The 14,603-nt window shown below is 73.0% G+C and carries 10 protein-coding genes; all 10 read left to right on the forward strand.

Annotation, left to right across the window (positions count from 1 at the left end):
- Positions 1 to 52 precede the first annotated feature (52 nt).
- The 10 genes from E0500_RS45130 to E0500_RS28965 all read left to right on the forward strand — a co-directional run bounded on the left by E0500_RS45130 (position 53) and on the right by E0500_RS28965 (position 14,490).
- A complete protein-coding gene (locus E0500_RS45130) occupies positions 53 to 1,384 on the forward strand; it encodes an ABC transporter ATP-binding protein (protein WP_181587174.1) in 1,332 nt (443 codons plus the stop codon).
- A complete protein-coding gene (locus tag E0500_RS28925) occupies positions 1,378 to 2,079 on the forward strand; it encodes an ABC transporter permease (RefSeq protein WP_181587175.1) in 702 nt (233 codons plus the stop codon). The genes E0500_RS45130 and E0500_RS28925 overlap by 7 nt, the downstream gene beginning before the upstream one ends.
- 319 nt (positions 2,080 to 2,398) lie before the next feature.
- Positions 2,399 to 5,122: a BTAD domain-containing putative transcriptional regulator gene (locus E0500_RS28930; RefSeq protein WP_181587176.1), complete on the forward strand. Its 2,724-nt coding sequence runs from the start codon at positions 2,399 to 2,401 to the stop codon at positions 5,120 to 5,122.
- Positions 5,123 to 5,347: 225 nt separating this feature from the next.
- Positions 5,348 to 6,622 (forward strand): glycosyltransferase, encoded by a 1,275-nt coding sequence (locus E0500_RS28935; RefSeq protein ID WP_131570717.1) that lies wholly within the window; start codon positions 5,348 to 5,350, stop codon positions 6,620 to 6,622.
- Positions 6,623 to 6,648: 26 nt separating this feature from the next.
- Positions 6,649 to 7,311, forward strand: a complete 663-nt coding sequence (locus tag E0500_RS28940; RefSeq protein ID WP_131570719.1) for a class I SAM-dependent methyltransferase — start codon at positions 6,649 to 6,651, stop codon at positions 7,309 to 7,311.
- 62 nt (positions 7,312 to 7,373) lie between these two features.
- Positions 7,374 to 8,576: a DegT/DnrJ/EryC1/StrS aminotransferase family protein gene (locus E0500_RS28945; RefSeq protein ID WP_181587177.1), complete on the forward strand. Its 1,203-nt coding sequence runs from the start codon at positions 7,374 to 7,376 to the stop codon at positions 8,574 to 8,576.
- 95 nt (positions 8,577 to 8,671) lie between these two features.
- The gene (locus E0500_RS28950; RefSeq protein ID WP_131570721.1) at positions 8,672 to 10,135 is read left to right on the forward strand and encodes an FAD-binding oxidoreductase; all 1,464 of its coding nucleotides are present in this window, start codon (positions 8,672 to 8,674) and stop codon (positions 10,133 to 10,135) included.
- A 203-nt stretch (positions 10,136 to 10,338) separates the two neighbouring features.
- Positions 10,339 to 11,877: a GMC oxidoreductase gene (locus E0500_RS28955; protein WP_131570723.1), complete on the forward strand. Its 1,539-nt coding sequence runs from the start codon at positions 10,339 to 10,341 to the stop codon at positions 11,875 to 11,877.
- A gap of 35 nt (positions 11,878 to 11,912) precedes the next feature.
- Positions 11,913 to 13,241: a UDP-glucose/GDP-mannose dehydrogenase family protein gene (locus E0500_RS28960; protein ID WP_181587178.1), complete on the forward strand. Its 1,329-nt coding sequence runs from the start codon at positions 11,913 to 11,915 to the stop codon at positions 13,239 to 13,241.
- Positions 13,242 to 13,281: 40 nt separating this feature from the next.
- Positions 13,282 to 14,490 carry a glycosyltransferase gene (locus E0500_RS28965; RefSeq protein WP_181587179.1) on the forward strand — a complete coding sequence of 403 codons (1,209 nt, stop codon included), beginning with the start codon at positions 13,282 to 13,284 and terminating at the stop codon, positions 14,488 to 14,490.
- Positions 14,491 to 14,603: the final 113 nt, after the last annotated feature.

Below are 14,603 nucleotides of genomic sequence, written 5' to 3' on the forward strand. Positions count from 1 at the left end.
GGACCAGCGGCACGGCCGGGTCCCTGAGCCGAAGAGGCGATGAGACGTGGGCATGGTCAAGACGGACGACGGTCCGGCCATCGAGGTGCGTGATCTGGTACGCGCCTATCGCGGCCGGGGCGGTGAACTCATCAGAGCCAACGACGGGTTGACGCTCAGCGTGCCGCGCGGGCAGGTGTTCGGCCTGTTCGGTGCCAACGGCGCCGGAAAGACGACACTCGTCCTTCAGATGCTGGGGCTGGTGCGCCCCACGTCCGGCTCCATCACCGTCAACGGCTTCGACGTGGTGCGCCACCCCGAGCTGGTGAAGTCCACCGTCGGCTTCCTGCCGCAGCGCGGTCTGTCGATGCGGCTGATCGAGGCTCGCCGGGCCCTGCACTACACGGGGCGGCTGCGTGGCCAGAGCGAGGCGGACGCCCGCCGTCAGACCGACGAACTGATCGAGGAACTGGGTCTCGGGCCGTACGCGGACCGGCAGGTGGAGCGGCTCAGCGGCGGCCTGATGCGGCTGGTGAACTTCGGCATGACCCTGATGGGCCGGCCCGAGCTCATCGTGCTGGACGAGCCCACCAACGAACTCGACCCGCACAACCGGCGGTTGATCTGGGACATCGTGCAGCGTCGGGCCGCCGAGGACGGCACGACGATCGTCCTCGTCACCCACAACGTGCTGGAGGCGGAGAAGGCGGTCCACCGCGTCGCCGTCATGCACGGCGGCCGTATCACCGCCATGGGCACCCCGGGCGAACTCAAGGAACAGACCGGCGCCCAGGCGCGGTTGGAGCTGTTCGTCCGCGACGGCGGCAGCCTCACCGAGGCGGAGGCCGCCCGGCTCGGCCGGATCGGCGTCGTCACGCCCGGCGACCGCAGCGGCAGCTACCTCGTGACCGCGCCGCCCGACCGGATCCAGCCCCTGCTGGAGGTCCTGGTCACCGACGTCGGCGTGACCCGCGTCGACGACTTCCGCTTCGCCCGGCCCACGCTGGAGGACGTCTACCTCAGCCTCAAGCCCGCACCCGTAGGCGAACCGGGGAAACCGGCCGGGGCCGAGCCGGCACCCGAGCCCGAGTCGGCGTCCGGGAGCGGGGCGGCCCCCGAGACCACCGACTCGCCCGAACAGCCGCCCCCGGTCAAGGAACTCGCCACGGTCGGTGCCGCCGGCGCCGAACCCGAAGCCGCCCCCGACGCCACCCCGCCCGGGACCACGGCACCCGCGGCCACGCCTCCCGCCCGCGCCCGGCGCACACCGCTGCCCGCCGCCCGCACCCCCGGCCGACGCCCCCTCCCGCCCCGGCCCCCGCCCGGGTCCCCCGGCGTACCCTCGGGTCACGCCTGGCCACCTTCGGCACGTCCTTCAAGTACCTGTGGTTCGAACACATGCTGATCGTGCGCACGTCCTGGCACGTCCACATGGTCTTCGGCATCTTCATGCCGCTGACGATGGTGTTCGGCTTCTCCCGCATCGGCAGCGGGCTCACCGACCAGTCCAGCCTGCTGTACATCGCCAGCGGCTCCGGCGTGTTCTCCATCGCCGCGCTCGGCACCACGGCCATCGCCCAGCGCATCGGAGCCATCAAGGCCGAGGGATCGATGATGTACTACGCCTCGCTGCCCATCAGCAAGGTGGCCTTCGTGACGGCGTTCGTCGCCGCCCGGCTGCTGCTCATCGCGCCCGGCCTGGTCACCTCCCTGCTCGCCGTGGAGGTGCTCTACGACATCGAACTCACACTGTCGCCGACGCTGCTGTTCGTGTATCCGCTGACCGCCCTGCCGCTCGCCGCGCTCGGCCTCGTCATCGGCAGCCTCATCGACAAGATCGAGCTCATCTCCATCGTCACCTACATGCTCAACTTCCTTCTGCTGCTGGGCGCCCCTCTGCTCATTCCGCTGGAGTCCCTGCCGATCGTGCTGCGCGTCATCAGCTACGTCATGCCGACCAGCTACGGCGCCGACGCCATTCGGCACAGCGTCACCGGGGACGTCGACGGCACGTTCGCCCTCGACGTGGCCGTCCTCGCCGTGGCGTCGGTGGCGTCGCTGTGGATCGCCGACCGGGCGCTGCGCTGGCGCGCATCCTGACGCCGGCGCAGGACCAGTGTTTTCCCCAGTGACCGCCCCATCGGGACGCCGATAGCATTCTTTCCGGATCGAGAGGGTGAATGTCCGACGGCCGTTCTCCGGGCCTGGTGCGAGACCCGGAGAACGGCCGGACGGGTCCCTCGGAAACATCTCGGAGAACGGCAAGAACGGCAAGAACGGCACCGGACAATCGGCTCGGCGCATTCGGGAAACCGGACGGGAAAACCGGGAGAGGGAGCCGTCCCTTTTCGTCGTCTCTTTCGTCTCATTCGGGTCCTCCGTCTGTTTCCGGGCCGGAGCGAACGGGAGCGACACCGGCATGAAATTCCAGGTGCTGGGCCCGCTGACGGTCCTCGGCGACAGCGGCCCGGTCGCGCTGAGCGGCGTCAAACAGCGCGCCACACTCGGCCATCTGCTGCTGCACGCCAACGAAGTCGTCGCGACCAGCGCCCTGATGCGGGCCCTGTGGGCGGGCGAACCGCCGCCGACCGCCCGCAAGATGCTCCAGAACGCGGTCTCCGCCCTGCGTGGACTCCTCGCCGCCGAGGACACCGAGGACACCCGCGGCGGCCCCGTCCTCCTCACCCACGCCCCCGGCTATCTGCTGCGCGTCGACGGCGACGACCTCGACCTCACCACCTACCGGGCCCTCGCCGACCGTGGCCGCGCCGACCTCGCCGCCGGCGCCTGGTCCTCAGCCGCCCGTACACTGCGCGCCGCCCTCGACCTGTGGCACGGTCCCGTCCTCGCCGACCTCGCCGAATCAGGAACCGACTGGCCCGAACTGCGCACCCTCGCCCAGGCCCGCTCGGCCACCCGCGAGGACCTGTACGAGGCCGAACTCGCCTGCGGACGGCACCAGGACGTGCTGGAGGAACTCCGGACCCACGCCCAGCGCGAACCGGAACGCGAGCGGCTGTGCGCCCAGCTGATGCTCGCCCTCTACCGCCGGGGCGGTCAGGCCGACGCCCTGGACGCCTACCGCCGCACCAGGACCGCGCTCGCCTCCCGGCTCGGCCTGGAACCGGGCCGCGTACTGCGTGCCGTCGAACGCGCCGTCCTCGACCACGACCCGGTCCTCGGCCAGCCCGACGCGCTCGCCATCATGGCCCTCGACGGCGAACCCCGCCGGCCCCGGCCCGCAGCCGGTACGCCGGTCACGCCCCGCCCGGCCGCCGTCGCCCAGGCCACCCTCGCCGCCCCGGCCGCCCTGGTCGGCTTCGACACCCGCCCCGCGCCCGGGGCCCCGGCCCCACCGGCGCTCCCCGCACCGCCGCACGCCGCAGCCTTCCCGTATCCGGCCGCGCCGGCAGGCGTCCTCACCGAGCAGCACAAGCAGCTGTCGATGCTGCTCGTGCGGACCACCCTCGGAAAGGGCCTCGGCGGCGACCCGGAGGACGCCGCCCGGCTCTCCGGCGAACTGGCCGTCGCCATCCGCGACGAGGTCGCCCGGCACGGCGGAAAGGTCTCCGGCGTGCTCGGACCGGTCACCTTCGCCCTGTTCGGCGTCGTCCGCACCCGAGAGGACGACGCCGAACGCGCGGTCAGTGCCGGCCGAGCGATCCTGCGCAGACTCCGCCAGTACGGCGCGGGCGGCCCCGTCCCCGTGCACGGCGGCTCCGCACCCCGCGTGGCCGTGGCCACCGGTGTCGTCGTCGTCACCTGCTCCGCCGACGGCACCGGTGCCGTGCCGATCGTGAACGGCGCCGTACCGAAGAGCTGTGCCGACCTGCTGGAGACCGTGCCGCCCGGCGGCATCAGGGTATGCGCCACGACCCGCTCCGGCACCGAACGTTCCCTCGTCTACGGTCCCGCGGGACCCGACGGCGCGTCCGAGCCGCTCGGCGCCCGCACGGCCCGCACGGACACCCCGCCCGCCCTGGTGGGCCGGGACCGTGAAGTGGAGCAGCTGGGCGGAGCGCTCGGTGACGTGCCGCGCCGGCAGCGCCCCTGCCTGCTCACCGTGCTGGGCGAACCCGGCGCCGGGAAAACCCGGCTCATGGCCGAACTCGCACGGCTCGCCCGACGTTCCCCGCACGGGTACCGGGTCTTGACCGGGCACAGCTCGTGGTGCGACCGCGACCGGCCGCTCGCCCTGCTGGACCGCACCCTCGCCTCGGCCACCGGCACGGACGACCGTGCCCACGACGCCCTCGCCCGCACGGTCCACGCCCTCTTCGGCACCGGCGACCGCGGAGCCTGGCTGCTCGACCGGCTCGGCCCCCTGCTGCGCGACGATCCGCCCGCCCCCGCCGACTGGCCCGACCTCGCCGCCGCCTGGCGGCTCCTGCTCACCGGCCTCGCCGCCGAACGCCCCCTGCTTCTCGTCCTGGAGGACCTGCACACCGCGCCCGACCCGGTCCTGGACCTCGTCACCGAACTCGCCGACGCCGCCGGACCCGTACCGCTGCTCCTCGCCGTCACCGCGCGCCCCGAACTCCTCGATCGCAGGCCCACCTGGGGCGGCGGCCGACGTGACGCCCTCGCCCTCACCCTCGACCCGCTCGACGAGCCCTCCTCGGCCGCACTGCTCGACGCCCTTCTCCCGGACAGCGGCGGCGCGTTGCCGGCCGACCTGCGGCGCGACGTCCTCGCCCGCGTCGGCGGCAACCCCCTCTACGCCGTGGAGTACGCACGGGAGTTGTCCGTCGCAGGGCCCGGGCGCCCGGCGGGCCCGCCGGCGATGCCCCGCCATGTGCGTCAGGTCGTCGCCGCCCACCTCGACACGCTGCCGCCGCTCGCCAAGGCTGTCCTGGTGTGCGCCTCCGCCCTGGGCGGCGTGTGCTGCGCCGACGGTGTCGCGGCGGTCGGTGGCGTGGACCGCGCCGAGGCCGCGCACTGGCTCGACCACCTGGAACGCCGGGACTTCCTGCGCCGCTCCCGGCACCCCTCCGCCACCGGCGCCCTGCGCTACGCCTTCCGGCACCCGGCCACCCGCGAGGCCGTCGACGCGCTGGTGCCGCGCACGGTCCGCGAGGACCGCAGGCGCCGCGCCGAGGCCTGGACCGAAAGCACGGCTGCCCAGCTGACCGCCCGACCGTGATACGCGGCACGTCATTATCCGAATCGACCGACAGTGCCGTGGAATTCGTGTGCCCATTCCACGGATTACCCGCCGATGGAAACACCCAACTGGGTCCTTGTGCGCCCATCGCATAAGTTCGGTGCCGAGCGGCGCGGAAAGCGTGCCGAAGACTCGGGAAAACACCGAGAACGGCGGCGCATCATGACATGGCCGAACGTCGCTTCCGCACGGAAAGGAATGGTTGTGCGCATTCTCTGCAGTCTCGCGCTGTCGCCCTCCAACGCACGTGCCCTGCTGCCGCTGGCCCGCGCCGCGGCGGAGGCCGGCCATGAGGTCACCGTGGTATCCCCGCCGGAGATGGCCGGTGTCTTCGAGGGCGAGGACATCCGCGTCCTGCCGCTGTTCACCGACATGGCCGAGATCGTGCTCAGCCTGCTCCAGCAGAAGCGCATCGACTTCGCCCCCTCCGACCCGTTCTCACCGGGGACCCTCCTCGCCACCGCCTGCGGCCCGCACGTCACCGACGCATACCGTCAACTCCTGGACGTGGCACAGGAGTTCAAGCCGGACGTGATCCTGCGCAGCGGCGTCGAGTTCGCCGGCTACCTGGTCGCCGAGACCCTCGGCGTCCCGCACGTCACGGCGCCCTCCGGCGGCGGCCAGTACCTCGACGCGAAACTGGCCCTGACCGAGCTGAACCTGCGCCGCGCCGAACTGGGCCTGCCCGAGAGCGACTCGGCCGAGGCGATCCACGCGCACGGCCGCTTCGACTGCATGCCGCCCGAGTACGCCTTCACCGCGCACGAGATGGGCGGCACCTTCGCCTACCAGCAGCCGTCCGCCATCGTGCGCAGCGAGACCGGTCCCGAGTGGCTGCGCGACGTCCCCGGCGACAAGCCGCTCGTGGTGGTCTCCAGCACCAACGTGTTCGCCTCGCTGATGCACCACTCCGTCTTCCCGCGCATCCTCGACCTGTTCTTCGACGGCGTGGTCGCCGGACACCTCTTCGAGGGCCTGGACATCGAGGCCGACCCGGCGCTGGTCGTGGGCGCGTTGATGCCCGGTGACGCCAACCCGCTCACCACCATCGTCAAGGGCCTGTCCCAGGTGGACTGCACCGCCGTCGTCGCCACCCGCGGCATGCCCGTCGACCCGGCCGCAGTCGGCGACAACGTGCACCTCTTCGACAGCATCCCGCAGCCGCTGCTGCTGGAGACCGCCCAGCTGCTCTTCACCCACGGCGGCTACAACAGCGTCCGCGAGGCCGTCCGCGCCGGCGTCCCCATGGCCGTCCTGCCCGAACTGAGCGACCAGGCGCACAACGCGAGCCGGGTCACGGAGCTCGGGCTCGGGCTGCGCGTACCCAGCGCGGGCGCCGACGACGTCGCCGGGACCGTCGACCGGCTGCTCGCCGACCCCGGTCACACCCACGCGGCCCGCACCGCTCAGCGCCACATGCTCGCGCTGCCCCAGGTCACCGCCGCCGTCGACCACCTCGTCGCCCTCGCCGGGCACTGAACGGGAATCCAGACAGGAGCAGGAAGATGGACACGCAGTTCCTCCGGGCGTTCTACGACCTGGCCTCGTGGATCCGGCTCTCCCCGCTGCTGAACGGCCCCTACCTGCCGTTCTCCGCGTGGTCGCTGCGCCCCGGCGCCCTGATCAAGCTGCTCGACGACATCGCCCTCGGCGACCGCAAGGTCCTCGTCGAGTGCGGCAGCGGCACCTCCACGATCGTCTTCGCCCGCTATCTCGCCCAGCGCGGCCACGGCAACGTGCTCTCCCTGGAGCACGACGAGAAGTGGGCCCGGTGGGTGAACGACCAGCTGGCGCAGGAGGGTCTGAGCGAGGTCGCCCGCGTCGTGCACGCCCCGCTCGCCGAGCACCCGGCCGCCGTCAAGCGCGTCGAGTGGTACGAGCCCGGGACCGTCGAGGACGAGGTCGGCGCCTTCACCGACAAGCACGGCAAGATCGACCTGCTGCTCGTCGACGGCCCGCCCGGCTGGGAGCAGGGCCGCAAGCTGGCCCGCTACCCGGCCGTACCCGCCCTGAAGGAGCACCTGGCGCCCGGAGCCACCGTGATGCTCGACGACGTCAACCGCTCCGAGGGCGTGGAGATCACCAAGCGCTGGGAGGACGAGTGCGGCCTCACCATGCAGCTCGACCCCTACGGCACCCGCACCGCGTTCGGCAACTTCCCCGCCTGACCCGCGGTACCCACCCAGCCGAAGCCGAGCCCCGCGGCGAACACCCCCGGAAGGAGAGGCCCATGCTGGCCCTGAACGGCGGGCCCAAGGTGCGGACACAACCCTTCCCGCGCTGGCCCGAGTACGACGAGACCGAGAACCTCGCCCTCGCCCGCGCCCTCCAGCAGGGCGAATGGGGGCGGCACGGCGGCAAGGAGGTCCAGGCGTTCGAGCGCGAGTTCGCCGAGTTCGGCCAGGCGCCCGCAGCGCTCGCCGTCACCAACGGCTCCCACGCCCTCGAACTCGCCCTGGAACTCGCCGGGATCGAGCCCGGTGACGAGGTGATCGTCCCCGCGTACACCTTCGTCGCGACCTCCACCGCCGTCCAGCGGCGCGGCGGTGTCCCGGTGCCCGTCGACGTCACCCCGGACACCTTCTGTCTCGACCCCGCCGGCCTCGACGCCGCCGCCACCGACCGCACCCGCGCGGTGATCCCCGTCCATGTCGGCGGCCATGTCGCCGACATGGACGCCATCACCGCCTGGGCCGGGGCCCGCGGTGTCGCCGTCATCCAGGACGCGGCCCAGGCCCATGGCGCCACCTGGCGCGGCAAGGGCCTCGGCGCTCTCGGCTCGATCGCCACCTTCTCCTTCCAGAGCACCAAGGTGATCACCGCGGGCGAGGGCGGCGCCCTGCTGCTGCCCGACGACGACACCTACGAGGACGCCTGGGTACGGCACAACTGCGGCCGCACCCGTGAACTCCATCTCGCCACCGCCTCCTCCAACTTCCGTATCTCCGAACTTACCGCCGCCCTGCTGCGCGCCCAACTCGCCCGGTTCGCCGACCAGAACGCCCGCCGCGCCGCCCGCCACACCGAACTGGCCGCCGTGCTCGGCGAGATCCCCGGCATCCGCCTCCAGGGCCGCGACCCCCGCTGCACCGGCACCCCGCACTACATGACGACGTTCGTCCTCGACCAGGACGAGCTCGGCGGGCTCGACCGCGACACCGTCGCCCTCGCGCTGCTGATGGAGGGCATCCCCGCCTTCGGCAGCCACCAGCCCCTGCACCGCACCGACGCCTTCTGGACCGGCGCCACCGGCGGCGTCCGGCCCGAGGAACTCGCCGACCGCTGCCCCAACGCCGAACGCGTCGGCCGCGACGGCGTGCTCATTCCGCACCAAGCCCTGCTCGGCACCCGCCAGGACGTCGACGACGTCGCGACCGCGGTCGCCAAGGTCCTGGCCGAACTGCCGCGCAACGGCGCCCCTCCGGCTGTCTGACGCCCCCGGAACCCGACGACCCCGACACCGCACCCGACACCGACTTCGCACGCCCCGCGCCCGGCGCGGCGGTTCACAGGATGGGAACGAAAGCGATGACCAGCGACAACCCGGCCGGCCGGACCTTCGAGGTCCTCGTCGTCGGCAATGGTGTGCTCGGCCTGTCCCTGGGCCTGACCCTCGCCCGCCGTGGCACCAAGGTGGCCGTCCTCGGCCGCACCGACCGGCCCTGGGCCGCCTCCACCGCAGCCGGCGCCATGCTCGGCACCTTCGGCGAGGTCACCTCCACCCTCGTTGCCAGCGAGCAGGGCCGCGCCAAGTTCGACCTCGGAGTCCGGGCCACCCGACTGTGGGACGACTGGCTGGACCAGCTGTCCGAGGAGACCGGCGAGCACGACGACCTGCGCTGCGCCGACGGCACCGTGATGCTGCTGAACTCGGTGGGCGTACCCGGCATCGACTCCGCCAACTACACCGCCATCCGCAAGACCCTCGACGAGTACAAGGAGCCGTACGAGGACATCGACCCGGCCGAGCTCGGCTGGCTCGACCCCGACCCGCTGGCCCGGCCCCTGATGGGCATGTTCATCCCCGGCGAGCACGCCGTCGACTCCGGCCGCCTGCTGGACCGTCTCCAGAGCGCGCTCCTGAAGGCCGGCGGCACCCTCCTCGACGGCTTCGGCGAGAGCCTGACCACCCAGGGCGAGCGCATCACCGGCGTCAGGCTCACCAGCGGCGACACCCTCACCGCCGGCCAGGTCGTCCTCGCCGCCGGCGCCGCCTCCCAGACCCTCCTCGACACCGTGCCCGCCCTGGGCGGCACCATTCCGCGGCTGTGCGCCGGGGTCGGCGTGTCCGTCGTCGCGCGCGTCAACCCCGATGTGCCCGGCCCCACCAGCGTGCTGCGCACCCCCAACCGCGCCTTCGCCTGCGGCCTGCACCTCGTGCCGCGTGGCCAGGGCCACGTCTACCTCGGCGCCACCAACGCCATCGAGCCCGAGCCCGCCGACGTGCCCTCCATCCGCGACGCCACCTTCCTGCTCGGCTGCGCCCTGCGCCAGCTGCGTCGCGACCTCGACACCGCCGGCATCGAGAAGATCCAGGTCGGCAACCGGCCCGTCGCCTTCGACGGCTTCCCGCTCGTCGGCAGCGCCGGCCTCGACGGCCTGTGGATGATGACCGGCACCTACCGCGACGGCCTGCACCTGTCGCCGCTGCTCGCCGACGAGATGGCCCGCCGCATCCTCGGCGATGACACCCGCCACGACCTGTCCGTGTTCCAGCCCGTCCGCAAGCCCACCCAGGCCCACAGCCGCACCGACGTCGTCGAGACCGCCGTCACCCACCTGCTCGCCACCGGCTACGAGGACGAGTGGAAGATCCCCAACGCCTGGCCCGCCGTCATCGAGGCCCAACTGCGCGCCGGATTCGCCAAGTTCGCCGACGCACTCGACGACGACTACACCCCGCCCGCCGAGATCCTCGCCAAGGCCCAGATGAACCCGGCCTTCGCCCAGCAGGTCCGCCAGTACTACGCCGCGAGCCGCGCGGCGCACTGAGCGCTCCGCTGGAAAGTGCCGCGTCGTGCCGCCGTTCGTCTGCGGCAGCGTCGTGGCTGGTCGCGCCCACGCGGCGGTAGCCGCATATCGATACGGCCCGGCGCACCTTACGGGGCGCGCTGCCGGACCGCAGCCTGATCCGTCCGCCCTGCTTGGCGCCGCCACCCCCCCCATGCGCCGTACAGAAGGAGAGTCGCGTCACCATGAGCTGTCCCGAACTTCCGCCGACGGTCGACCTGCTCGTCGTCGGAAGCGGCCCGGTGGGGTCGGCCGTCGCCCGCCGCGTGTACGACGCCGTACCGCACGCACGGATCCTGATGGCCGACCTCGGGCCGCGCCTGACCGGGCGGGCCGGGCTGCACCTCGGCAACCTGCCCGCACCGGAACGGGCCGCGGCCCAGGCCCGTTCCCAGGGGCGCGATCCCGAGACCGCGCCCGGTGAGGACGGCGCGCTGGTGAAGAAGTACGCGGACCGCGGCACGCATCTGCTGCGGCCCCGCCGCGACGACGAGCCCGAGCAGTTCGCCATGCCGGCCGCGGTCATGTCCAGCAACATCGGCGGGATGGGCGTGCACTGGGCCTGCACCGCCCCCCGTCCGCTGGACAGCGAACGGCTGCCGTTCCTGCCCGGCGACGACCTCGACGCCGCCCTGTCCGTCGCCGAACACCTGCTGAGTGTCACCCGCGACGCCTACCCGGCCACCGAGGCCGGCGACCTCGTCCTCAAGACGCTCGGCCGGCTCTTCGACGGCGACTACCCGGTCGGCCGCGGCGTCGGCACCATGCCGCTCGCCTGCACCCCCCGCCCGGGCCGCCGGCCGCTGTGGGCCGGCCCCGACACCGTCCTCGGCCCGCTCGCCCACGCCGGCGCCACCGCGGGCGACGGACGCTTCCGCATCGCCGACGAAACCATGTGCCGGCGCCTGCTGTTCAGCGGGCGCACGGTCACCGGCGCCCTCCTCGAACACCTCCCGACGGGCACCGAGTTCGCCGTGCGCGCCTCCGCCGTAGCCGTCTGCGCCGACGCGCTGCGCACCCCGCAGCTGCTGTGGGCCTCCGGCATCCGCCCCGACGCCCTCGGCCGCTACCTCAACGACCAGCCCAAGACCGTCAGTTCCGTCCACGTCAAGGACGGCCCCACCGCGGGGCTCGCCGCGCGCGGCACCGTCGAGTTCGGCGGCGACATCCGCGACCTGGAGACCGGCCGCTTCTGGGTGCCGTTCGCCGACCCCGGCCGCCGCAACCACGGCCAGGTCATGACCATCGACACCTCGCCCCTGGAAGGCGTCGACCCGGCGCTGTTCGTCGGCATGGTCTGGTACGGCGCCAAGGAGATCCGTGCCGAGGACCGCATCGAGTTCTCCACCAGCGAGGCCGACGCCTACGACATGCCCGACATGACCGTCCACTACGACCTCACCCCACGCGACCTCGCGGGCGCCGAACAGGCCCGCGCGGACCAGGAGGCCGTCGCCGAGGCCCTCAGCGGCGAGTTCCTGGAACGGCCCGAGCTGTTCCCCGCCGGCAGCTCCAAGCACTACCAGGGCACCGTGCGCATGGGCCCCGTCGACGACGGCACCTCGGTGTGCGACACCGACAGCCGCGTCTGGGGCTTCGACAACCTCTACGTCGGCGGCAACGGAGTCATCCCGACCGCCACCGCCGTCAACCCGACGCTGTACAGCGTCGCCCTGGCCGTCCGTGCCGCGGCGTCCATCAGCGCGCGGCTCATCGGCGTCTGACCGCAGCGAAGTTACCGAGAATCGAGGTGGCCGTCGTGCACCGCCACACCATCGCCGTCATCGGCACCGGCTATGTCGGACTCACCGCCGGGGCCTGCCTGGCGTCGCTCGGACACCGGGTGGTCTGCGCCGATCTGGACCCGGTCAAGGTCGCGGAGCTGGGCCGCGGCGACGTACGCATCCTGGAGGAGGGCCTGCCCGAGCTGGTGCAGGCCGGGCTCGACGCGGGCCGGCTGCGTTTCGTCGTCGGCGCCGCCGACGCCGTCCGCGGCGCCCGCACCGTGTTCATCTGCGTCGGCACCCCCACCGGGCCCGACGGGCGCGCCGACCTCACCGCCGTCGACGCGGTCGTCGAGGAGATCCGGACCCTGCTGGAACCCGACAGCGTCCTGGTCACCAAGTCGACCGTGCCGGTCGGCACCGCCGCCCGCGTCACCGCCGCCCTCGGCCGACCCGACGTCGGCGTCGTCAGCAACCCGGAGTTCCTGCGCGAGGGCACCTCCGTCAGCGACTTCCTCCAGCCCGACCGGGTCGTGATCGGCTCCGACAGCCCCTGGGCCGCCGCCCAGGTCGCCGAACTGTACGCCGGCGTGGACGCGCCCGTCGTCATCGCCGACGCCGCCAGCGCCGAGGTCGTCAAGTACGCCGCGAACTGCTTCCTCGCCGTCAAGCTGTCCTACGTCAACACCCTCGCCGAGCTGTGCGAGGAGGTCGGAGCCGACATCGGCCGGGTCACCACCGCCCTCGGCCAGGACCACCGCATCGGCAGCGCGTTCCTGCGCCCCGGACCCGGCTGGGGCGGCTCCTGCCTGCCCAAGGACACCCGCGCCCTGCTCGGCACGGCCGACGCGCTCGGCGTCGACTTCCCGCTCGTGCGGGCGGCCATCGGCACCAACGACCACCAGCGGACCCGGATCGCCGACAGGATCGCCCGCCTGTGCGGCGACACCGACGGCTCCCTCGCCGGAGTCCGGATCGGGCTGCTCGGCCTCACCTTCACGGCCGGCACCGACGACCTGCGCGACTCGCCCGCCCTCGCCCTCGCCGCCGAACTCGCCCGCCGCGGCGCCGAACTCACCGCCCACGACCCGGCCGTCCCCGCCACCCGGCACACCGAACTCCCCGCCGACATCAACGTCGTCGACGACCCCCACCAGGCCGCCAAGGGCGCCTCCGCGCTGGTTCTGTGCACCGAGTGGCCGCACTACCGCGGCCTCGACTGGGCCCGGATCGCCGCCGACCTGCACCACCCGGTCGTCGTCGACACCCGCAACCACCTCGACCCGGCCGCCCTCAGCGCCGCGGGCCTCAGCTGGCACGGCACCGGCACCAGCCCGGTGGAGCCCGCCCCCACCGCCGTATAGACGCATACACAAAGAGAGCCACAAGGAAAGGTCCGTCACCATGCGGGTGCTGTGCAGCATCACCGGCTCGCCCTCCCACGCGCGCGCCTGCCTGCCGCTCGTGCGGGCCCTCGGCGAGGCCGGACACGACGTCCTCGTCGTCACCGCCGACAAACTCGCCCCCGTCCTCGCCGGCGAGCGGGCCCGTGTCGAGGGCGTCTACACCGACATCACCGCCCAGGGCATGCGGCTGCTGTTCGAGGGCAAGCTGCCCATCCCCAAGGAGTTCAGCCGCTTCGCCCACGACCTGTGGGCCACCCTCGGCGCCGGCCCTCAACTCGTTGACGCCTACGACGTACTGCTGCCGCTCGCCCGCGAGTTCCGCCCCCACGTGATCCTGCGCGACGGCTACGAGTTCGCCGCGCTCCTCGTCGCCGAGACCCTCGGCGTGCCCCATGTGCCCGCGCCCTCCGGCTCGGGCCAGTTCCTCGACCCGGAACTGCTGCTCCCGCTGCTGAACGACCACCGCCGCGCACTCGGCCTGCCCGAGACCGACGACCCGGCCGCCGTCTACCGGCACGGACGCCTCGACTGCATGCCCGCCCCCTACTCCTTCGCCCGCCCCCTCGCCCCCGACGCCGTCGCCTACCGCCAGCCCCGCACCGTCACCCGCGGTGAGCGCCTGCCCGACTGGTTCGCCGAACTGCCCACAGACCGGCCCCTCGTGCTCGCCTCACTCGGCACCGGACTGCCCGGCACGGTGCTCGAATTCCTCGACAAGGCCCGCGAGTTCGGCGCCCCCATCCCCGTCTACGACCCCGCCGAACCCCTCGACACGGTCGTCGAGGCCCTCTCCGCGCTGGACTGCGCCGCCGTCGTCTCCACGCTCGGCATGCCCGTGGACACCGCCAAGGCCGCGCCCCACGTCCGCGTCGTCGACCGCTTCCCGCAGCAACTCCTCCTCGAACACGCCGCGTTGTTCCTCACTCACGGCGGCTACAACAGCATCCGCGAGGCCGTGCGCGCCGGCGTCCCCATGGCGGTGCGGCCCATGTTCGGCGACCAGCAGTACAACGCGCTGCGCGTCGCCGACCTCGGCCTCGGCGAACACATCGCGACCCGCGGCGCCGAACCCATGCTTCAGGCCTGCCGCCGTCTGCTGGCCGACGCGGGCGTCCTGGACGAGGCCCGGAGCGCCCAGAAGGAGATGCTCGCCCTGCCCGCCATCGACGCCGCCGTCACCCACCTGGAACGCCTGTCCACGAACTGACGGTCCCTCCCGCACACCCGCACCGACGCCGACGCGGCCCATAGGGGCCTGTTCTGAGTTCCCCGGGGTGCCGCAGGCGCGGCGCGCCGTCCGTGACCTGCTCGCCCGCCAGG

It is taken from the genome of Streptomyces sp. KM273126, assembly GCF_004337435.2.
GTDB lineage: Bacteria > Actinomycetota > Actinomycetes > Streptomycetales > Streptomycetaceae > Streptomyces > Streptomyces acidicola.